Origin of the sequence: Mesorhizobium sp. M0830 (genome assembly GCF_040319965.1) — a bacterium.
Lineage (GTDB): Bacteria > Pseudomonadota > Alphaproteobacteria > Rhizobiales > Rhizobiaceae > Mesorhizobium.
On record NZ_JAMYOR010000007.1, the window covers coordinates 128609 to 148453 of the forward strand.

Sequence of the window (19845 nt, forward strand, 5' to 3'; positions counted from 1 at the left end):
TGTCCAGTTGTGGCAACCGCTAGCGAAACATTAGAGTCCCCTGTCGTCGACCGCTGGCCGTCATGCCTGACCGGCCGTCCTCGACCTCGCACCGCGCCCATCCTCACTGCGCCGCCTCGCTCTTCACCGCCCTCTTTCTCCGCACCGCCCGCTTCGGCTTCCTGGCACCCGTCAGTTCGTGCATCGCGTCCAGCTGCATCTGCTGCATTTCGGCCAGGCGGGTCCATTGGCGCGAGATGAGGTAGTCGAGTTTTTCGTGCAGATGGCGCACTTCGAGCTCGGCCTTGAGGTTGACGCGGTAGTCGTTGAAGGAGCGCAGGCGGTCCTTGGATTCCTGCCGCCTCTGGCTCATCATGATGATCGGCGCCTGGACGGCGGCAATGCAGGAAAGCAACAGGTTCAAGAGGATGAAGGGGTAGGGATCGAAGGCGCCCGCCATGCCGGCGAACAGGTTGATGCCGATCCACACCAGAAGCACGCCGGCAAACGAGATCAGGAACCACCAGCTGCCGCCGAAGGAAGCCATGTTGTCGGAGACGCGGTCGGCGAACGTCCGGTGCTCCTCGAACTCTTCCTCGGAGTTTTCGGAAATGGTGTCCTGCCTGGCGATCGATTCGACCACCTGGCGGTCGAGCTCGGAGAATTCGCCGTGTTCCTGCTGGAGCAGTTCCTCCATGTAGCGCATGCGGTAGCGGCCGAGTTCGGCGCGGGTGATGCGGGCGCCGGCCGGCAGGTCCGGATGATCGGAGCGAATGCGGTCGGCGAGGCTCGGGCGCAGCGTGTCGATGCGCACCAGATCGCGCTTGCGGAATTTGCGGCCCGATATCGCCGATGGTTTTTTCTTCGGCTTGCCGCGATGGGCGCCCGGAACGGACGGCTCCGAATCCGGCACGTCGGGCGTTTCGAGGTGCTCGTCCGAAGTCTGGTCGGCCTCGAGTTCACCGGTGGTCGGCGCCTCGAAATATTCGCCGCCGCTGTCGTTCTGATTGTCTGGCGGCTGCTCGGGTGTTTTCGGGACGGTGCTCATGGTGGGGGCTCCTGCTGCGGTGCTGGGCGGGACGATAAACAGAGGTGGCGGCGCATAGCCAGCGCGGGGCACGGATTTCGCGGGCCGGACAAGTGGTTTTGATCGGAGAAGGCGATGCGGCTGGCGGCGGCTCGCTCTTCGCGGGTTCAGGGCGGTGGAGGCATTCGAGATTGGCCGAAGCCTTCCAAACTTCGTCATCCACGGGCGGAGCGGGAGCGCAGCGACGCGGCGCAGACCCGAGGATGAACAAGCGATGAGGGTTTGCGCTGATCGCCTACCTTGCTCGAACGGCATTGCGAACCAGGGCGTACATGGCTGCGGGAGGGTGACGGCAACAAAAAACCGCCTTGCGGCGGGTCACTGGCGCGACTCAGCACCATGCTTGGATATGTAGCACAGTTGCCCTCACCGGGCAATGCGCCACGCGCAGCCGAGCGCGATGCTTGCTACCGGCAGCTCGCCCTTCGCAGGCTCCCTGCCCTTCGGGCGTTCAGCCCCTTCAAAAGGTCCACTGGACCTTTCGATCCGCCCGAAGGCGGACCGGGGCTTCACCGTTCGTCGTTCAAAAAGCCAAGCAATTGGCTTTTTGTCCGCTGCGCGGACCACTCCTCACTGCTCGGCGAACATCAGCCTGGTCTTGGTGTCGGCCATCGCGGGCGACAGACTGCGCTGGATCAGCGCTTCGACATGGTCGTTGCGCTGGCGGGCGCTGTCGGCGCCCATCACCACCACGATCAGATTGCGGCCGTCGGCATTGTAGGAGGTGACGATGTTGAAGCCCGAGGCCCTGATGTAGCCGGTCTTGATGCCGTCGACGCCGTGCACGCGGCCGAGCATGTCGTTGTGGCCGCGCACCAACCTGCCGCGGAACATGAAGTCGCTTTCGGAGAAATAGTGGAACTGCTGGGGAAACCGCCGATGCAGCGCCATGCCGAGTACCGCCATGTCGCGCGCGGTCGTCATCTGGCCATTGTCGGGCAGGCCGGACGCGTTGCGGAACGAGGTGCTGGTCATGCCGAGCTGGCGCGCCTTGGCCGTCATCATGGCGGCGAATTGATCCTCCGAGCCGCCGAGATATTCGCCGACCGCCACCGCCACGTCATTGGCCGATTTGACGACGATGGCGCGGATCGCGGAATCGACATCGATGGTCTCGCCGCGCCGGAAGCGCATCTTGGTCGGCGGCTGCGAGGCGGCATGGTCCGAAACCGGGATCTGCGTTTCCTTGGTGAGGCGGCCGGCGTCCAGCGCCTCGAACAGCAGATACAGCGTCATCATCTTGGTCAGCGAGGCCGGATAGCGCTGCGCCGTCGAGTTGACCTCGAACAGCTGCTTGCCGGTCCCGGCGTCGACGACGATGGCGGCATATTTCTGCGGCGGCGCCGGTACCGCCAATATGGCGTCCGGCGGCGTCACGGTCGTGCAGCCGGCAAGCAGCAGCAACAGGCCAAGGACCGCAAAAAAGCGCTGGATAAGCGGAAGGGGACGCAGGTGGGGCAAGGGCAAGTCTGTTCGGTCAAGCTGCTGCTGAGATAAGGCGAAGCTAACGTAACGCGTCAGCTGCGTCCATTTGGTTAATGGAGGTTAGCCCCAGGATTGTCGAGGCCGCGCAGGACCTGGTTCCTCCGAAAAGCGCCCCGAAACGGCCTGTTTCCCGTGTCTTTCCTTGCCAAAACCACGTTTCCTGTGGGAAGTCGTGGTATCTGGCGGCTTGGGGGCGTGGCATGATTGACATCGGGGCCGGGGGCGCGGCGCCCTCGCTTATCAGGGCATCGCTCAGCCGCACCGGCAAATGGGCCGGCAGCGTCGCCTTTATCGGAGGTGCGGTTTCCGATATCCTCAATCCGCTGGCGCCGTTCGCCGCCTATATCGCGCTGGTCGCCTCGGTGGCTGCCGTCATCATCGCCATTGCCATAGTGCTCAGGCTGGTGCTGGCGGCCAAGGCGCTGCCGGCCTTGATCTTCGCCACAAGCGCTGCCGCCGTCGCCGGCGGCGTCTACGGCCTGCAACAGCAGACCAACGCACAGAACGGAGTGATCGCCAGCCTGGTGCCGGCCATCGCCGGGCTGCAGCAGTCGCTGGGCATCGTTTCGGCCAAGGTGGCCAAGATCGAGCAGACGGTCACGCAGACGCAGAAGACGGTCGAAGCGGTCAAGCAGTCGACCGACACGGTGGTGAAGAAGACCGACGAAATCGCCAACGCCCAGCAGCAGCAGACGCAGCAGACCGCGCAGGTGCAGAAGACCACCGAAGAGGTGAAGAAGCAGACCGAGACGCTGGCCGCCGGCCAGGCGCAGCAGCAGGCTCAGACCGAGAAGCTGCAGGCGACGACGCAGCAGATCGCCGCCTCGATCGACACCATCGCCAAGGGCTTTGCCGCCCTTGCCGCGCAAGGCGGGGCGATCGCCGAGCCGAAGCGGCCGGACGAGTTCTACCACAATGCGCGGGTCTACGAGCTTTCCGGCGACATGCTCAACGCGCGGCGCTCGTATCTCGCCTTTGCCGGTTTCGATGTCGATGCCATCGACCCCTACACGCGCTTTGCCACGCTGCTTCGGGTGCAGGACGGCAAGGCCGGCGCCCGCGAGGTGTTCGGCGCGCTTGCCGACAAGGGCAAGGCGCTGTCGATCAAGCTGGTGCATATCCAGCAATTCGACGACGCCCAGCGCCTCGACAAGCTCAACGCTTTCCTCACGGCCAATGCGGATTTCGCGCCGGCCTATTTCCTGTTGGCGCAGGAGTTCTCGGAAGACCGCCTCGGCGCCCAGACGCTGGCCGACAAGCGCAACGAGGCCAAGGCGCTGACCAGATTCGTGTCCTACGAAAAGGATGGCGGGCTGCTCAAATATTTCGTCGACCAGACGCAGTTGGCCGACTGGCTGGACCGCAGCCGCAGCCGGCTGGCAGCCCTCGGCGACGTGCTCGACCCTGCCCGCTTCGTGCCTTCGCTGACGCCGATGCGCTCCAACCAGGGCTGGTCGATGACCATCTCGCTGCCGGAGCCGGCGACTGGCATCTCGTGGCGCATGGGCGAGACCGGCCCGTTCACCGACACCGGTTTCCTGGCGCTCAACGACCAGACCACCGGCAAGCCGATGCCCAATCCGAGCTTCGAGATGCCCGACAGCACCGTGGCCGGGACCATCGCCATCAAGTATCTCGACATAAGGGGCCGCGAAACCGGCCCGTTCGATATCCGCTTCGACCCGGAGGCAGCGCTTCAGCAAGGCAACAAGCAGATCCTCGACCAGTTCTGGACGTCGTGGATCGCCTTCGACTCCGGCGGCAACCACGGCCTGGTCTATTTCACCCAGATGCTGTCCTACCGCTGCGCCATCAAGGAGGTGCATTACAGCCTGAACGGTGCCGCGCTCGACAAGTCGCTCGAGATACCGCCTTGCGACAAGAAAGACCCTTACGCCATCCCCTACGACGCCAAGGGCTATTTCAAGGTCGCCGACAGCGTGAAATCGATGTCGGTGCAGGTCACCTACACCGACGACACCAAGTCGCCCGTGCGGGAATACAAGCGGCAGTAGAGGGGGCGGTGCCATTCCCCTCTCCGTCTCGGCTTCGCCGAGCCACCTCTCCCCACTTTCGTGGGGCGAGGAACCGCCAACTTCGAAAGGCCAGTCTTGCAGAACTTGGGTTCCTCGCCCCCGCAAAGCGGGGGAGAGGTGCCTCGCGCAGCGAGGCGGAGCGGGGGCAGCGCCGACGTTCGGCGATCAGTCGCCACCCTCCTTTTGATACGAAATGCCCGACATCAAGCTTGCGCAACCGGCGCCGAAGGGGTTCTGTTTGCGCCTTCAGAATCGGTGAGAGCGCAATGACTGTCAGCACCATCAAGGCCAGGAATATTTCGGTTTCGCTCGACCTCACCGTCGGCCACATCGCCGACATGGTCGTCGAGGGCGGCGGGCGGCAATTAAGGCCGCTGCACCGCGCACCGTGGGTAGACGCTGGCGAGACGCTGCCGGATGATCTGCCGGAAGGCACAGTCCGGCTGTCCGGCGATTTTCTCTGCGCGCCGTTTTCACGCAGCGATGTCGAGGAGGCGCCGCTGCATGGCTGGCCGGCCAACAGCGCCTGGGATGTCGTCGAGAGTGCCGCAACGGAAGATGGCTGGCGTGCGGTCTACCGACTGCGGCACAAGGTGATGGGCGCTTCAGTCGACAAGATCCTGACGCTGCGCGACGGCCATCCCTTCCTCTACCAGGAGCATGTGTTTTCCGGCGGCCATGGCGCGATCTCGGTCGCCCATCACCCGATGACGGCGATGACGGGCGGCGGCAGGCTGGCCTTTTCGCCGAAGCGGTTCGCCGCGACGCCGGACGATCCGCTGGAGCCGGATCCAGCACGCGGCCGCTTCATGCTGGGTTACCCGGGTCGATCCGCCGATCTCACCCATTTTCCCGCCGCCGGCGGCGGCACGCTCGACCTGACGGAATATCGTATGGGCGACCGCCGCGAGGATTTCCTGACGCTGGTCGAGGCCGATCATGGCGGGCCGGGCTGGACCGCCCTGGCGCGTGGGGCCGAACAGGACCTGGTTCTGGTGCTGAAGAACCCCTCCGAGCTGCCGATCACCATGCTATGGTTCAGCAACGGCGGACGCGACTACGCGCCCTGGAGCGGCCGCCACCGCGGCGTGCTCGGCATCGAGGACGGCCGCACGGCGATAGGCCATGCCGCCTCGATCGGTGACAACTGGCTGACGCGCGAAGGCGTGGCGACCGCCTTTGCGCTTGGCGCAGGCCGCAGCGTTTCCTTTCGCCATATAATCGGCGCCATGCCGCTGTCCGGCGGCGAGCCGCCGCAGGCGATCACGACGGCGGATGGCCGTATGCGGCTGGCAGCCGGCAGCTCGTCCTGGGAGGTTCCCTTCGACAGCGACTTCCTGCGCATAGGGCGAACGGCGGCAGCTTGAGTGGATGGCTTCCTGTTTGTTCTCAAGGAACGCTGGCGCGCAAATCCCGGTTTGAAATTTCCGCCTGCTGCCGACAAGATGCCGTGATTATGGTTATCCTGGCGATCATGCAGGCCAGAGAGAGGCTCCAATGTCCGAAATCGCCCATCTCGCCGCCACCATCTTCAAGCGTGCCGGCAAGGCAAGCCGCTTCATCGTCGCCATTGCCGGGCCGCCTGGCGCCGGCAAGTCGACGCTGTCGGCGAGGCTGCGTGAGCTGCTGCCAGAAGGCACTTCGGAGGTCGTGCCGATGGACGGCTTCCACTATGACGACGCCGTGCTCGAGCGGCGCGGCCTGCGCGCGCGAAAGGGTGCGCCGGAAACCTTTGACTTTGCCGGTTTTGAAGCCCTGCTTAAGCGCATCCGGGCCGGCGAACCCGATATCGCCATACCGGTCTTCGATCGCAGCCTTGAACTGTCGCGCGCCGCCGCCTCGATCGTCGCCGCCGAGACCAAGTTCATCCTGGTCGAGGGCAATTACCTGCTGCTCGACGAGGAACCGTGGTCGCGGCTGGCGCCGCTGTTCGATTTCTCGATCTTCGTCGACGTGCCGCGTGACGAGCTCGAGCGCCGCCTGCTGGAGCGCTGGCATGGGCACGGCCGCTCCGATGAGGATGCGCGCGCCTGGATCGCCTCAAACGACATGCCCAACATCGACCGGGTTATCGCTCGCCGCCGCGCTGCCGACCTGGTGATCGGCCTTTCCGCTTGATTCTACGGATTGCGCAAGGGGAACCTTAAGACTTTCAGGCCGTTATCGCGGACAAGGCAATTCTGCCAAGAAGGGAGTCCGTCCGATGGCACAGAAGGCAAGAAAGCCCGCGCCCTCCAAGGGCAAGGCAACCCAATCCAAGGCAGGCGCCGGCCCGGCAACCACGGCGCGTTCCAAGGATACCAAGCCGGCCTTCGGCAAGGCAGCGCCGAAGAAAGTGGTGCCGGCCGCCGCGAAAGCCGCGCCGAAAACCGCAAAGCCCAAGAAACCGGCAGGCGCTGACGGTTCTATTTCGAGCAGCGCATTGCGTACGGTCAAGGCTGCGGCCAATGTGGCTGCAGGCGCCGTCGTCGCCGCCGCCAGGGGTACTGCATCGCTTGCAGCATCCGTGGTGGGCAAGGGCGATTCGAAAGCCAAGGCGAAGTAGAGCCTTCTCAAAGCTCGCAGGTTTGGGGGTCAGGCTCTGGCCGGGATGGTCAGGCCCTTCTGCACGGCAGGCCGCGCCAGGCCGCGTTCCAGCCACGCCGCCACATTGGTGAAATCGTCGAAACCGACGAGGTCGCGCGCTTCGTAGAAGCCGATCAGGTTTCGTACCCAGCCGAGCAGCGAGATATCGGCAATAGTGTAGTCATTGCTCATGATCCATTTGCGGCCCTTCAGCCTACCATCGAGGACGCCGAGCAGCCGCCGCGATTCATCGCGATAGCGCTCCAGCGGGCGCTTGTCGGCAATCTCGCGGCCGGCGAATTTGTGGAAGAAACCGACCTGGCCGAATATCGGCCCGACCGAGGCCATCTGGAAGAACACCCACTGGATGGTCTCGTAGCGACGCGCCGCATCCACGGGCATGAGCAGGCCGGTCTTTTCGGCGAGGTAGAGCAGGATGGCGCCGGATTCGAACAGGCCGATCGGCTTGCCGTCCGGACCGTTCGGGTCGATGATCGCCGGGATCTTGCCATTGGGATTGAGCGAGAGGAATTCCGGCGTCCAGCTTTCATTCTTGCTGATGTTGATCAGATGCGGCTCGTAGGGCAGGCCGAGTTCTTCCAGGGCGATCGATATCTTCACGCCGTTCGGCGTTGTCGCCGAGTACAGCTGGATCCGGTCCGGATGTTTGGCTGGCCAGCGCGTTGCAATCGGAAAGGCGGACAGGTCGGCCATGGGAAACTCCTGAATGGGGATTCGCGCCGAGCGGCACGGTTTGGCGGGGGCGGCCAAGAATTAGACGCGCCAAACGGCACGATCAATATGGCGATGAACGTTTCGCCGTGCACCGACAGTCAACTCCGGGACGACCGGGATCGCCCCGGGTAGTTGTAACGGCCATGCAGGATCAGACGGCCTTGAAGGCCAGCACGGCATTGGTGCCGCCGAACGCGAAGCCGTTGCTGATCGCGGTGCGCACCTTGCGCTCGCGCGCCACATTCGGCGTGACGTCGAGATCGCAATCGGGATCGGCCTCGCGAAAATTGGCCGTCGGCGGCACGATGCCTTCGCGGATCGCCATCACGCAGGCGATCATCTCGAGCGCGCCCGATGCGCCGAGGCAATGGGCATGCATCGACTTGGTCGACGACATCGAAAGCTTGTAGGCATGGTCGCCGAAGACGCGCTTGATCGCCGCCGTCTCGATCTGGTCGTTGGCCTTGGTACCGGTGCCGTGGGCATTGAGGTAGTCGACATCCTCGGGATTGAACCCGGCGTCGGCCAGGCAGGCGCGCATGGCGGCCGTCGGTCCTTCGATGGTCGGCGCGACAATGTCGGACGCGTCGGCGGAAAGGCCGGCGCCGGCGATCTCGGCAAGAATGGTGGCGCCGCGCGCCATGGCGTGTTCGTAGCTCTCCAGCACCGCCATGCCGGCACCTTCGCCAATCGACAGGCCCTGGCGATCGGCCGAAAATGGCCGGCAGGTGTCCGGTGCCAGAACCCGCAGCGCTTCCCAGCCCTTCAGGACGCCCCAGACCAGCGGCGCATCGGTGCCGCCGGCAACCATCACGTCGGCGCGGCCGAGCCTGATCTGGTCGACGGCCGAGGTAATGGCGTGATTGGACGACGAGCAGGCCGAGGTGACGCCGAAGACCGGCCCGCGCAGGCCGAGATTCATGCTGACATGACCAGAGGCGGCACTTGGCATCACCTTTGGCACGGTGAAGATGCCGGCGCGATTCCTGCCCTCGATCAGGATGGCGCGATAGTTCTCCTCGATCGCTTCCCAGCCGCAGACGCCGACACCGACGACGGTGCCCATCCGATAGGTGGTGGCCTCATTCGAAACCAGGCCGGACTGCTGCATGGCTTCCCTGGCCGCGATCGTCGCCAGCAGGCTGAAGCGGTCCATCGATACGGTCTGCTTGCGGTCGATGCCGTGATCGGGAAGCGTCTTGATTTCGCAGCCGACCTTGACCTTCAAATCATGCAGCTGCGGACTTGTGATCTGGCCTATGGCCGAGCGGCCGGCGCGCATCTCGTTCCAGATCGCAGGTGCGCTGGTGCCGAGCCCGCAAATGCCGCCCATGCCGGTAATGACGACGCGCTGCCGCATTCAGTTCAGGCTTTTTTCGCGATCAGAGCGCGGACAGCTTCGACCATATCGCCGACATTCTTCAGATTGCTCCAGGCGTCGACCGTGTTCATCTCGATCTCGATGCCATACTCTTCCTCAAGATCGAAGATGATCTCGGTCAGCTCGAGCGAATGGATACCAAGCGAGGTCAATTCGGTGTTGGTGGTGATTTCCTCGCCACCCGGCTCGGCATGAGCCTTGATCTTCGCGATGATATCCGTTGCCAGCTGGTCGGCCATTCGGTTTCTTCCCCACTGTGTCGCGTTTCCCGACGCCAACTGAGCAGCGCCCCTATTCTCCTGGTATCAAGCCGCCGTCGTCGTTTTATACCCCCGCCAAGCGCTCTGTGACCGTACCAAGGTGGTTCCCTCTATAGAAACCGAAACGTTGTCAAGCAACAAGCTATATCGAACTCCATATCGACAAAGCCGCCGGAGTGCTTAACGTGCAGGCATGGATACGGCCGAACATGGCGGGATTTCGACGCAGCGCGTTGCGGGCGTGGCGCGGCTTTCCTGCGCACTCAGTGACGGTCGCACGCGCCTGCGGCGCCTCTATCAGGACGGTGCCGCCAAAATAAGGATGCCGGCCGTCGCGGCCGATCCGCTCGAAGCGGTGCTGATCAACACCGCCGGCGGGATGACCGGCGGCGACCGGATCGCCTGGGACGTGGTTGTCGGCACGGCCGCATCGGCATCGATCACGACCCAGGCTTGCGAGAAGATCTATCGGGCGGCATCCGATCGTGCCGAGGTGCGGGTCAATTTGTCGGTCGGTGAAAACGGCCGCATCACCTGGCTGCCGCAGGAAACCATCGTCTTCGACCGGGCGGCCTTTGCCCGTAAGCTCGACGTCGAGCTTGCCGCCGGCGCCGAGGCGCTGGTGCTGGAAGCCACCGTCTTCGGCCGCTTGGCGATGGGCGAACGTGCCACGCACGGCAATTTTCAAGACCGCTGGCGTGTGCGCCAGGAGGGATCCCTCATTCATGCCGAGGATTTCCGCATCGGACCCGATATCGCCGCAACGCTTGACCGCCCGGCGGTTGCCAGTGGCGCGATCGCGATGGCGACGCTGCTGCTGGTTTCGCCGCGGGCCGAAGCGCTGCTCGAACCGGTTCTGGAGATCGTCGGCGACCAAGGCAGCGCCAGCGTCTGGAGCGTCAAGAAATCTGGCAAGCTTCTTGCGAGGCTCTACGCCGGGGATAGCTACCGGCTGCGCCAGCGGCTGGTTCCACTCGTCGAATTGCTCAACGGAAGGGCGGGGTTGCCCAAATTATGGTCACTGTAGGCCTGTCGCTACCAGCCTGGGAAAACGCATGAACCTGACGCCGAGGGAAAAGGACAAGCTGCTGATCGCCATGGCGGCGATCGTGGCGCGCAAACGGCTCGAACGCGGCGTGAAGCTCAACCATCCGGAAGCGATCGCGCTGATCACCGACTTCGTCGTCGAGGGTGCCCGCGACGGCCGCCCAGTCGCCGACCTGATGGAGGCCGGCGCCCATGTCGTCACCCGCGCGCAAGTCATGGAAGGCATCGCCGAGATGATCCACGACGTGCAGGTCGAGGCGACATTTCCCGACGGCACCAAGCTGGTGACCGTGCACGAACCGATACGGTGAGGAGGAAAAGATGCTTGAGCTGCGCCCCAATTGCGAATGCTGCGACAAGGGCTTGCCGCCGGAGGCAACGGATGCGTTGATCTGCACCTTCGAGTGCACCTTTTGCGCCGACTGCGTGGAGCATGTGCTGGGCGGCATCTGCCCCAATTGCGGGGGCAATTTTTCGGCACGGCCGATCCGCCCGGCGGCGATGCTGAAGAAATACCCTGCCTCGACCAAACGCGTTCTCAAGGCCGAAGGCTGCGGCCCTCGCAAGGCTGCTTGAACACCGCGCCCCTTAACCAGAAGGCATTTCGATGATCCCTGCTCCGATGAAACGCGCTTCGCTTTCCACAATTCCACTTCTTGCGGCGTCCATGCCGGCCTATGCCCATGTCGGCATCGGCACGACCTCCTCCTTCACGGCCGGCTTCATGCACCCGCTCACCGGTCTCGATCACATGACCGTGATGATCGCGGTCGGACTGTGGGCAGCGCTCAAGGGCGGCAAGGCGGTTCTTGCCTGGCCGGCGGCCTTTGTCGGCGTCATGCTGGCCGGCGGCGCGCTCGGCATGCTGCATATGCCCCTGCCCTTCGTCGAACCGGGCATTCTGGCATCGGTCGTGGTGCTCGGGCTGCTGGTGACCCTGGCGGTCGATCTCCCGGTCTCGGCAGGCATTGCCATCATCGGCCTGTTCGCGCTGTTGCATGGCCACGCCCATGGCACCGAAATACCGGAGAATGCCGGCGGGCTCGAATACATGGCTGGCTTTGCCATCGCCACCGCGCTCCTGCATGCCACCGGCATCGCCGCCGGGCTCGGTCTCGGCAGCCGGTCCCGTGGCCTGTCCCGCGCTGCCGGTGCCGCTTGCGCGGCGATCGGTATCGGCCTCGTTTTCGGTGTGCTGTGAAGATGATCCCGGGCGAAATCATCACAGCGGGTGGCGACATCGAACTGAACAAGGGCCTGCCGACGATCACCTTGAAAGTGGCCAATAGCGGCGACCGGCCGATCCAAATCGGCAGCCACTATCATTTCTTCGAGACCAATGAGGGTCTGAAGTTCGACCGCGAGCGTGCCAGAGGCATGCGCCTCGACATCGCCGCCGGCACGGCCATGCGCTTCGAGCCGGGACAGGAGCGCGACGTGACGCTGGTGCCGCTTGGCGGCAAGCGCGAGGTCTACGGATTTCAGCAGAAGGTGATGGGCAAGCTGTGAGATCTGCCAGCGCGGTCAGCTCAGTTCGACGGCTTGGCCGCGGCATAGATGACGACCTTTCCGGGATCGTCGAATTCGACGGCGAGGACATCCTGCACAAGCACGCGCCGCGACTCGATTGCATTGAACAAGAGCGCGTTGGCCTCGATCTCCTTGCGCAGTTCGGTAATGTCGTCCTGATGCTGCTTGATCTTGCTCTCGATTACCGCCGGTGGGCCGCCTTCGGTGCGCGCGGCGTCGGTCAGGAATACGATATCGACCTTGTCGAGCTTGGAGGTCTTGCGCACCAGGCCGATGTTTTCACGCGTCCGGTCGATGGCCGTGTTGACGTTTCCGGCTTCGGCCGTGGTCTTGGCCTCTTCCTGCTTGACCTCCGAGCCGACAATGCGGTTGACGGTCTCCGTGCTTTCAAGACCCTGCGCCTTCAGGCCGGCAACAGGATCGGCCGCCGCCAGCAACGCCATTGCGGCGACGGCCTGCAACCGTCTTTGGGCGGGAAAAGGAGTGATCGCCATCGCTCGCTCCTGAGGGAATTCGTTTCGGGACGCGGTCTAGCGCGAGAACAAAACGAATCCCGCCCGGCGAAGGTTCCCGTCCCGATGCGGCCGGCGGACCGAATGCCGGCCCACCCAGCCCGTCTGTCAGCTGGCCTTCTTGGTAATCAGGGTCAGCGCGCCATTGGGTTCCATGCTGGCGGCGACGACCTGCGCCGAGCTGAGCCCTTTGGCTTCCAGCGCGGACTTCACCTTGGGCGTGGCGTCGATCGAGCTGCGCAGTTTCTTCAAGCCGGCGTCGCCACGCTGGGCGATGACCTGGTTGACCTGCGTCTGCGTGTCCTTTGGCAGTTCCGTGATGTCGACGATGTTGACGCTCTGGATCGTCGGTACGGCCGGCTGGGGGGTGGCCGGAGCAGGCGTGGTCGGCGCCGGAGTTGGCTGCTGCGCGGGTTGCTGCTGGGCACTGGCGGCGCCCGCCAGCATCAGGGTAGCGGCAGCGGCAAGAACTATGGTTTTGCGCATGGATTTTCCTTTCCATCGATTGGCAAACGGTCGTTTTGGGGTGACCCCCTAACCTCAAACGCCAAATGGGATCAGAAGGTGTCGCCCAGTGGGTCATTGCGTGACCATTGGATGGCAGCAATGTGCCGGACTTCAATCAAACTGCATTTCGGCAAACTACATTTCGGCAAACCGCATTTTGGGAGCAATCGCTGATGGCCAGAATTACCCGTGCCGCCTATGCGCAGATGTACGGCCCGACGGTCGGCGACAAAGTGCGGCTTGCCGACACGGAACTGTTCATCGAGGTCGAGAAGGACCTCACCATCCATGGCGAAGAAGTGAAATTCGGCGGCGGCAAGGTGATCCGCGACGGCATGGGCCAGAGCCAGGTTTCGCGGGCGCAAGGCGCCGTCGACACTGTCATCACCAACGCACTGGTGGTCGATGCCGGCGCCGGCATCTTCAAGGCCGATATCGGGCTCAGAGACGGGCGGATTGCGGCAATAGGCAAGGCCGGCAATCCGGACACGCAGGACGGCGTCACCATCATCATCGGCCCTGGCACCGAGATCATCGCCGGCGAAGGCAAGATCCTGACCGCCGGCGGCTTCGACGCGCATATCCACTTCATCTGCCCTCAGCAGATCGAGGAAGCGCTGATGAGCGGCATCACCACCATGCTCGGCGGCGGCACGGGCCCCGCGCATGGCACGCTCGCCACCACCTGCACGCCGGGCCCATGGCACATGGCTCGCATGATCCAGTCCTTCGATGCCTTCCCGATGAACATCGGCCTGTCAGGCAAGGGCAACGCGTCCTTGCCCGCGGCACTCGAGGAAATGGTGCTGGGCGGTGCCTGCTCGCTGAAGCTGCACGAGGACTGGGGCACGACGCCGGCGGCCATCGACTGCTGCCTGTCGGTTGCCGACGCATACGACGTGCAGGTGATGATCCACACCGACACGCTGAACGAATCCGGCTTTGTCGAAAACACCGTCGCCGCCATCAAGGGCCGCACCATCCACGCCTTCCACACCGAGGGTGCCGGCGGCGGCCATGCGCCCGACATCATCAAGGTTTGCGGCTTGCCGAACGTCATCCCGTCCTCGACCAATCCGACGCGGCCGTACACGGTCAACACGCTGGCCGAGCATCTCGACATGCTGATGGTTTGCCATCATCTGTCGCCGTCGATCCCCGAAGACATCGCCTTTGCCGAAAGCCGCATCCGCAAGGAGACCATCGCGGCGGAGGACATCCTGCACGACATCGGCGCCTTCTCGATCATCTCTTCCGACAGCCAGGCCATGGGCCGTGTCGGCGAAGTGGCGATCCGCACCTGGCAGACCGCCGACAAGATGAAGCGACAACGCGGATCGCTGGCGCAGGAAACCGGCAACAACGACAATTTCCGCGTCCGCCGCTACATCGCCAAATACACGATCAATCCGGCCATCGCGCATGGGCTGTCGAAGGATATCGGGTCGATCGCGGTCGGAAAACGCGCCGACCTGGTGTTGTGGAACCCGGCCTTCTTCGGCGTCAAACCGGATATGGTGCTGATCGGCGGCATGATCGCCGCCGCTCCGATGGGCGACCCCAACGCCTCGATCCCGACCCCGCAGCCGATGCACTACCGGCCAATGTTCGGCGCCTATGGCAAGGCGAGGACCAACTCGTCGGTGACCTTCGTTTCGAAGGCAGCGCTCGAATCCGGCCTGCACGGCAGGCTTGACGTCGACAAGCAGTTCGTCGCCGTCGAAAACACCCGCGGCGGCATCGGCAAGCATTCGATGGTGCTCAACGACGCCACGCCGCATATCGAGGTCGACCCGGAAACCTACGAGGTCCGCGCCGACGGCGAATTGCTGACTTGCGAGCCGGCAACGGTGCTGCCGATGGCGCAGAGGTATTTTCTGTTTTAGGATTGGTGCGCCTGCGAAGTATCGGACCCCATCATGGATGAGCAAAAGAAACTTGCCTTGATTTCGAGAATGGGCGCGCTGCAAAAATACAATGGCGGCGTTGCTCCCCTCACTATGCCACTTGTTACATTGGAAGAATATTTCGATGGAGCTGAAGGTGAAGCCGGATTGCTGTGCAACAGTCCGGAAGCGCTGAACAATGATACGGTTCTGGCCACATTTCAGTCGATACGGAAAAGGCCTGAAGTTCATGACGTCCGGATAGCCATCGTGCAGTGTGATGATGGAGAATGGCCGTTCTCTGACAAGGTCGTCATCACAACGCGCGTCAGCGAAGAACATGTGACTGGCTGGCTGCCATCAGGCTTTGAGCCGGACGAGACCTGGGAGGGAGATGTCGATCACCTACCCGCCGAGCAGGTTGAAATTCCGGTCGGTTACCGAAAGCTATGGCTCTGGTATGACTAGCCGCGACTTTCCAAGCAGTTCGTAGAACAGACAAATGGCCACCGAAATCGCGTCAGCCCACGACATCTTCCCGCACATCCGCATCGTCATGGGCATGGTGATCGGGCTTGGCGTCGCCCGCCTGCTGTCGGGCGTGGCGCGCATCGTCCAGCACCCTGGCCAGTACCGGCTCTATACGGTGCATCTGGCCTGGGTCGCCTCGGTGCTTTTGATGCTGGTGCATTTCTGGTGGTGGGAGTTCGGTCTCTACGCAATTGAGACGTGGACCTTCGGCAAGTACCTGTTCATCATCTTCTATGCGATCACGCTGTTCCTGCTCTGCGCCCTGCTGTTTCCGGATTCGATGCTGGATTACACCAGCTACGAGGATTTCTTCTATTCGCGCCGGGCCTGGTTCTTCGGCCTGCTGGCGGCGACCTACCTGCTCGATGTGATCGACACGCTGCTGAAAGGGCCGGAGCATTTCGCCCGCTTCGGCAACGAGTACCTGTTCCGCACGCCGGTCTTCGTCGCGCTCTGCATGGTCGCGATCCTGGTGCGCGACAGCCGCTTCCACATCGCCTTTGTCGCGGCTGCGCTCATTTATCAGATATCGTTCATCCTGCGGCTCTTCGACACCATCGTCTGAGCGGACGCGATGGTCTAGGTTGCTCGGGAAAGGCAGGTTTCAACCATGTACAAGGTCGTCGGATCGCGTGGGTCCCGGGTCAGCCGCGTTCTCTGGATGCTCGAGGAACTCGGGCAGGCCTATGAATTCGTCGAGGTCAAGCTGCGCTCGCCGGAAGCCTATGCGCTCAACCCGTCGGGCAAGGTGCCGATCCTGATCGATGGCGAGCTGACAGTGACGGATTCGGCGGCGATCTGCGTCTATCTCTCAGACAAACATGCGGACATGGGCATGGGGACCAACCCGGGCCTCGCCGGTCGCGCCGAGATGGATTCCTGGATGCATTTTGCCCAAAGCGAGTTCGAGGCGCCGCTGTGGAACAAGCTGCGCCATCGCTTCCTGCTGCCGAAGGACGTGCGGGTCGATGTCGGCCCTGCGGCCGCCTACGATTTTGCCTCGGAGCTCAAAGCGCTGGACCGGCGGCTGGGCGACCGGCCCTTCGCGCTGGGCGACCGGTTCTCGGCTGTCGACGTGCTGCTCGGCGATATTGGCGGCTGGGCCCGCGCCGGCCGGTTCCCGATCGAATCCGACCGCATCAACGCCTATTTCGACCGCGTACTGGCGCGGCCTGCCCGCGCAAGGGCGCAAGCAAATGGGGGATCCATGAAATGAAGCTCAACCTCAACACCGACTTCACCAAATTCCCGCGTGCCGTCTCGGTGCTGTCCGCCGACAAAGCCGGAACCATCACGCCATCCGGGCAGGCCGTGCTCGCCCATGACGAGCGGCATCTGCGCCGTCGAGCCATCCAACTTGCCGACGGCAGTAAGGTGCTGGTCGACCTGCCTGAGCCCGTCGCCCTGAACGATGGCGACCGGCTGGTGCTGGAGGATGGCGGCCACATCGAGATCATCGCGGCGCCGGAAGACGTCTATGATATCCGGGCTCGTGACACCGTGCATCTGGCCGAGCTGGCCTGGCATATCGGCAACCGTCATCTCGCGGCCAGCATCGAGGCCGGGCGCATCCTCATCCTGCGCGACCATGTCATCAAGGCGATGCTGGAAGGGCTCGGCGCCACGGTGACCGACGTTTCCGAGCCGTTCAAGCCGGTGCGCGGCGCCTATTCCGGCCATGGGGGGCAAAGCCACGATCACGGCCATGCGCATGCCCATAGCCACGCGGAAGCGCATTCCCACTCACATGGCGAATCGCATGCCCATTCGCACGGTCACGACGGCCACCACCACGACCATGACTGACCAGCCTTCGAACATCGCCCTGCTGCGGCTGATGGCGTGGTTGTCTCCGGCCTTTCCGGTCGGCGGCTTCTCCTACAGCCATGGCCTCGAGCGTGCGGTGCATGATGGACTGATCATCGACAGCGAAAGCCTTGCCGCCTGGCTGGAAACGCTGGTCGAGATGGGCTCCGGCTGGAACGACGCGGTGCTGTTCGCCGAGAGCTGGCGCCGCGCGCGCAACGCCGGTGATCTCGTTGACATAGCCGCACTTGCCGAAGCGCTCGCCGGCTCGCGCGAACGCCACACCGAGACGATGCTGCAGGGTGCGGCCTTCCTCAAAGCGGCAGCAGCCTGGCCAAATCCCGTTCTCCAGCGTTTGCCAGCCGAATGCGCCTATTGCGTCGCCGTCGGCGCCATTGCCGGCGGCAATTCAATTGCACTTCGGGATGCGCTGTCCGCGTTCCTGCAGACCTTCTTCTCCAACCTCGTCCAGGCCGCGATCCGGCTCGGCGTCGTTGGCCAAAACAGGGCAACCACCCTGCTTGCCGGCTTCGAGCCGCTGGCCGTTGCGACCGCAGCCCGCGCCGGGCGCTCGACATTGGACGATCTCGGCGGCTGCGCCTTCGTCTCCGACGTCATGGCGATGAAGCACGAAACCCAGTATTCGCGATTGTTCCGCTCATGATCATCCTCGCCTTCGCGCTTTCGACCGTTCTGCTGCTGATCACCGCACTGCATGTCTATTGGGGCATTGGCGGCATCTGGCCGGGTAAGGATGCGGCCTCCTGCGCCCACGCCGTGGTCGGCTTTCGCGGCGTCGACGAGATGCCGACGCCGTTCGCCAGTTTCGCCGTTGCCGCGTGCCTATGCCTGGCGACGCTATGGCCGCTGGCGCTTGAAGGCGTCTTTGCCTCGCCGTTTCCCAGGGAAGGCCTCGCCGCCACGTCGCTGCTCATCGGACTGGTCTTCCTTGGACGCGGCATTGCCGGCTTCACGCCGTGGTGGCGGCGCTTGACGCCGGAACAGCCTTTCGCGCGGCTCGATGTCCGTTATTATTCGCCGCTGTGCCTGCTGATCGGGCTCGGCTTTGCCATCCTCGCCATCACGGAGTTTCCCGCATGACACAGACAAATGGCCCGCTGCGCGTCGGCATTGGTGGTCCGGTCGGTTCGGGCAAGACGACGCTGACGGAGAAGCTGTGCAAGGCACTGCGCGACGAATTCTCGATCGCCGTCGTCACCAACGACATCTACACCAAGGAAGATGCCATGATGCTGGCGCGGCTGCAGGCCTTGCCCGAGGATCGCATCATGGGCGTCGAGACCGGCGGTTGCCCGCATACCGCGATCCGCGAGGATGCCTCGATCAATCTGCAGGCGATCGCCGAGATGAACCGGAAGTTTCCGGATCTCGACATCGTCTTCATCGAATCCGGCGGCGATAACCTCGCCGCCACCTTCTCGCCCGATCTCGCCGACCTGACGCTCTATGTCATCTCGGTCTGCCAGGGCGAGGAAATCCCGCGCAAGGGCGGGCCGGCGATCACTCGCTCCGATTTCCTGGTGATCAACAAGAGCGATCTCGCACCCTACGTGAACGTCAACCTCGATGTCATGGAGAGCGACGCCGGCCGCATGCGCGGCAAGCGGCCGTTCGGCTTCACCGACCTGTCGCGCGGCAAGGGGCTGCAGGAGGTGATCGATTTCATCGTCGAGCATGGCGGCTTGCGGGCCGGCGCCGCTGCCAGCACCGCAGCGTGAGATAGCCATCGCTGCACCAACCATAACCGGTTGCGGGCATGGGCTGGCCACGGCATTCTTGGCAAAACCGGAGGATTTTTCGATGAGCATCGCCCGCCTGCAGAAGGAAACGCTGATCAACCTGCCCTTTTGTGAGGAGCGCGTCGATCTCGCCTGTGCCTTTCGTTGGACGGCGCGGCTCAACATGCACGAGGCGGTGGCCAATCATTTCTCGCTGGCCGTCAATGATGCCGGCACGCAGTTCCTGATGAACCCCAACCAGGTGCATTTCTCGCGCATAAAGGCGAGCGACCTTTTGATGATCGACGCCAACGACCCGGATACGCTCTCCGGCCCCAACGCACCCGACCCGACGGCGTGGGGGCTGCACGGCGCCATCCATCGCAATGTGCGCCACGCGCGCTGCGTCATGCATGTGCACTCGATCCACGCCACGGTGCTGGCGTCGCTGGCCGACTCCCGCCTGCCCCCGATCGACCAGAATTCGGCGATGTTCTTCAATCGTCATGTCGTCGACGCGCATTATGGCGGACTGGCCTTCGAGGAAGAGGGCGAGCGCTGCTCGCAGCTTCTCGTCGATCCCAAGGTCAAGGTGATGGTGATGGGCAATCACGGCGTACTCGTCATCGGCGATACGGTCGCTGATGCCTTCAACCGCATGTTCTATTTCGAGCGCGCCGCCGAGACCTACATCAAGGCGCTGTGGACCGGCCGGCCGCTGCGCACGCTGTCTGACGCGGTCGCCGAGAAGACGGCAAA

Annotated in this window: 25 protein-coding genes; 18 read left to right on the top strand and 7 right to left on the bottom strand. The window is 63.7% G+C overall.

Annotated features, from left to right (window positions below):
* Positions 1 to 103 precede the first annotated feature (103 nt).
* Together NKI20_RS07020 and NKI20_RS07025 are read right to left on the bottom strand one after the other, a co-directional pair.
* Positions 104 to 1027 (bottom strand): DUF1003 domain-containing protein, encoded by a 924-nt coding sequence (locus NKI20_RS07020; protein WP_352829359.1) that lies wholly within the window; start codon positions 1025 to 1027, stop codon positions 104 to 106.
* Between the two features lie 609 nt (positions 1028 to 1636).
* On the bottom strand, positions 1637 to 2527 hold the full coding sequence (locus NKI20_RS07025; protein ID WP_352829361.1) for a D-alanyl-D-alanine carboxypeptidase family protein: 891 nt from the start codon (positions 2525 to 2527) through the stop codon (positions 1637 to 1639).
* A gap of 224 nt (positions 2528 to 2751) precedes the next feature.
* Here NKI20_RS07025 and NKI20_RS07030 point away from each other — a divergent pair, with 224 nt between their 5' ends.
* The 4 genes from NKI20_RS07030 (at position 2752) to NKI20_RS07045 (ending at position 7132) form a co-directional block, all read left to right on the top strand.
* Complete coding sequence (locus NKI20_RS07030; RefSeq protein ID WP_352829363.1) at positions 2752 to 4566, top strand: methyl-accepting chemotaxis protein; 1815 nt, start codon at positions 2752 to 2754, stop codon at positions 4564 to 4566.
* Positions 4567 to 4853: 287 nt separating this feature from the next.
* On the top strand, positions 4854 to 5954 hold the full coding sequence (locus NKI20_RS07035; RefSeq protein ID WP_352829365.1) for a hypothetical protein: 1101 nt from the start codon (positions 4854 to 4856) through the stop codon (positions 5952 to 5954).
* A 130-nt stretch (positions 5955 to 6084) separates the two neighbouring features.
* Positions 6085 to 6705: a nucleoside triphosphate hydrolase gene (locus NKI20_RS07040; protein ID WP_352829367.1), complete on the top strand. Its 621-nt coding sequence runs from the start codon at positions 6085 to 6087 to the stop codon at positions 6703 to 6705.
* Between the two features lie 85 nt (positions 6706 to 6790).
* Positions 6791 to 7132, top strand: coding sequence for a hypothetical protein (locus NKI20_RS07045; protein ID WP_352728416.1), 342 nt, complete (start codon positions 6791 to 6793; stop codon positions 7130 to 7132).
* 29 nt (positions 7133 to 7161) lie between these two features.
* On the opposite strand, the gene NKI20_RS07050 is transcribed toward NKI20_RS07045, so the two are convergent.
* The 3 genes from NKI20_RS07050 to NKI20_RS07060 all read right to left on the bottom strand — a co-directional run bounded on the left by NKI20_RS07050 (position 7162) and on the right by NKI20_RS07060 (position 9507).
* Positions 7162 to 7866, bottom strand: a complete 705-nt coding sequence (locus tag NKI20_RS07050) for a glutathione S-transferase family protein (protein ID WP_352829369.1) — start codon at positions 7864 to 7866, stop codon at positions 7162 to 7164.
* 172 nt (positions 7867 to 8038) lie between these two features.
* The gene (locus NKI20_RS07055; protein WP_352829371.1) at positions 8039 to 9247 is read right to left on the bottom strand and encodes a beta-ketoacyl-[acyl-carrier-protein] synthase family protein; all 1209 of its coding nucleotides are present in this window, start codon (positions 9245 to 9247) and stop codon (positions 8039 to 8041) included.
* 5 nt (positions 9248 to 9252) lie between these two features.
* On the bottom strand, positions 9253 to 9507 hold the full coding sequence (locus NKI20_RS07060) for an acyl carrier protein (RefSeq protein WP_023760236.1): 255 nt from the start codon (positions 9505 to 9507) through the stop codon (positions 9253 to 9255).
* Positions 9508 to 9721: 214 nt separating this feature from the next.
* Between NKI20_RS07060 and NKI20_RS07065 the strand changes: the two genes are divergently transcribed.
* Genes NKI20_RS07065 through NKI20_RS07085 form a run of 5 tightly spaced genes read left to right on the top strand, consistent with a single transcriptional unit; the run spans position 9722 to position 12084 of the window.
* Positions 9722 to 10555 carry an urease accessory protein UreD gene (locus NKI20_RS07065; RefSeq protein WP_352829373.1) on the top strand — a complete coding sequence of 278 codons (834 nt, stop codon included), beginning with the start codon at positions 9722 to 9724 and terminating at the stop codon, positions 10553 to 10555.
* A gap of 28 nt (positions 10556 to 10583) precedes the next feature.
* Positions 10584 to 10886, top strand: coding sequence for an urease subunit gamma (locus NKI20_RS07070; protein WP_023760238.1), 303 nt, complete (start codon positions 10584 to 10586; stop codon positions 10884 to 10886).
* 10 nt (positions 10887 to 10896) lie between these two features.
* Positions 10897 to 11151 carry a DUF1272 domain-containing protein gene (locus tag NKI20_RS07075; protein WP_023760239.1) on the top strand — a complete coding sequence of 85 codons (255 nt, stop codon included), beginning with the start codon at positions 10897 to 10899 and terminating at the stop codon, positions 11149 to 11151.
* 31 nt (positions 11152 to 11182) lie between these two features.
* Positions 11183 to 11776 carry a HupE/UreJ family protein gene (locus tag NKI20_RS07080; protein ID WP_031260534.1) on the top strand — a complete coding sequence of 198 codons (594 nt, stop codon included), beginning with the start codon at positions 11183 to 11185 and terminating at the stop codon, positions 11774 to 11776.
* A gap of 2 nt (positions 11777 to 11778) precedes the next feature.
* Positions 11779 to 12084: an urease subunit beta gene (locus tag NKI20_RS07085; RefSeq protein WP_023760241.1), complete on the top strand. Its 306-nt coding sequence runs from the start codon at positions 11779 to 11781 to the stop codon at positions 12082 to 12084.
* 20 nt (positions 12085 to 12104) lie between these two features.
* On the opposite strand, the gene NKI20_RS07090 is transcribed toward NKI20_RS07085, so the two are convergent.
* Together NKI20_RS07090 and NKI20_RS07095 are read right to left on the bottom strand one after the other, a co-directional pair.
* Positions 12105 to 12599: a hypothetical protein gene (locus tag NKI20_RS07090; RefSeq protein ID WP_023760242.1), complete on the bottom strand. Its 495-nt coding sequence runs from the start codon at positions 12597 to 12599 to the stop codon at positions 12105 to 12107.
* A 126-nt stretch (positions 12600 to 12725) separates the two neighbouring features.
* The gene (locus NKI20_RS07095; RefSeq protein WP_352829377.1) at positions 12726 to 13103 is read right to left on the bottom strand and encodes a hypothetical protein; all 378 of its coding nucleotides are present in this window, start codon (positions 13101 to 13103) and stop codon (positions 12726 to 12728) included.
* 194 nt (positions 13104 to 13297) lie between these two features.
* On the opposite strand from NKI20_RS07095, the gene ureC reads away from it, so the two are divergent.
* From ureC to NKI20_RS07140, 9 genes are all read left to right on the top strand, one after another.
* Complete coding sequence (gene ureC / locus NKI20_RS07100) at positions 13298 to 15010, top strand: urease subunit alpha (protein ID WP_502898042.1); 1713 nt, start codon at positions 13298 to 13300, stop codon at positions 15008 to 15010.
* Positions 15011 to 15043: 33 nt separating this feature from the next.
* A complete protein-coding gene (locus tag NKI20_RS07105; protein WP_352728401.1) occupies positions 15044 to 15478 on the top strand; it encodes a YfbO family protein in 435 nt (144 codons plus the stop codon).
* Between the two features lie 34 nt (positions 15479 to 15512).
* The gene (locus NKI20_RS07110) at positions 15513 to 16106 is read left to right on the top strand and encodes a hypothetical protein (protein WP_352829379.1); all 594 of its coding nucleotides are present in this window, start codon (positions 15513 to 15515) and stop codon (positions 16104 to 16106) included.
* A gap of 45 nt (positions 16107 to 16151) precedes the next feature.
* Complete coding sequence (locus tag NKI20_RS07115; protein WP_352829381.1) at positions 16152 to 16757, top strand: glutathione S-transferase family protein; 606 nt, start codon at positions 16152 to 16154, stop codon at positions 16755 to 16757.
* A complete protein-coding gene (ureE, locus tag NKI20_RS07120) occupies positions 16754 to 17347 on the top strand; it encodes an urease accessory protein UreE (RefSeq protein WP_352829383.1) in 594 nt (197 codons plus the stop codon). Before NKI20_RS07115 ends, ureE begins: the two co-directional genes overlap by 4 nt.
* Positions 17340 to 18011, top strand: coding sequence for an urease accessory protein UreF (locus NKI20_RS07125; RefSeq protein ID WP_352829403.1), 672 nt, complete (start codon positions 17340 to 17342; stop codon positions 18009 to 18011). The genes ureE and NKI20_RS07125 overlap by 8 nt, the downstream gene beginning before the upstream one ends.
* Entirely contained in the window at positions 18008 to 18448 is a 441-nt protein-coding gene (locus tag NKI20_RS07130) for a DUF3995 domain-containing protein (RefSeq protein ID WP_352728391.1), read from the top strand. Before NKI20_RS07125 ends, NKI20_RS07130 begins: the two co-directional genes overlap by 4 nt.
* Positions 18445 to 19086, top strand: a complete 642-nt coding sequence (gene ureG / locus NKI20_RS07135; RefSeq protein WP_352829385.1) for an urease accessory protein UreG — start codon at positions 18445 to 18447, stop codon at positions 19084 to 19086. The genes NKI20_RS07130 and ureG overlap by 4 nt, the downstream gene beginning before the upstream one ends.
* A gap of 82 nt (positions 19087 to 19168) precedes the next feature.
* The coding region (locus NKI20_RS07140) for a class II aldolase and adducin N-terminal domain-containing protein (RefSeq protein WP_352829387.1) at positions 19169 to 19845 on the top strand (677 nt) is incomplete at its 3' end.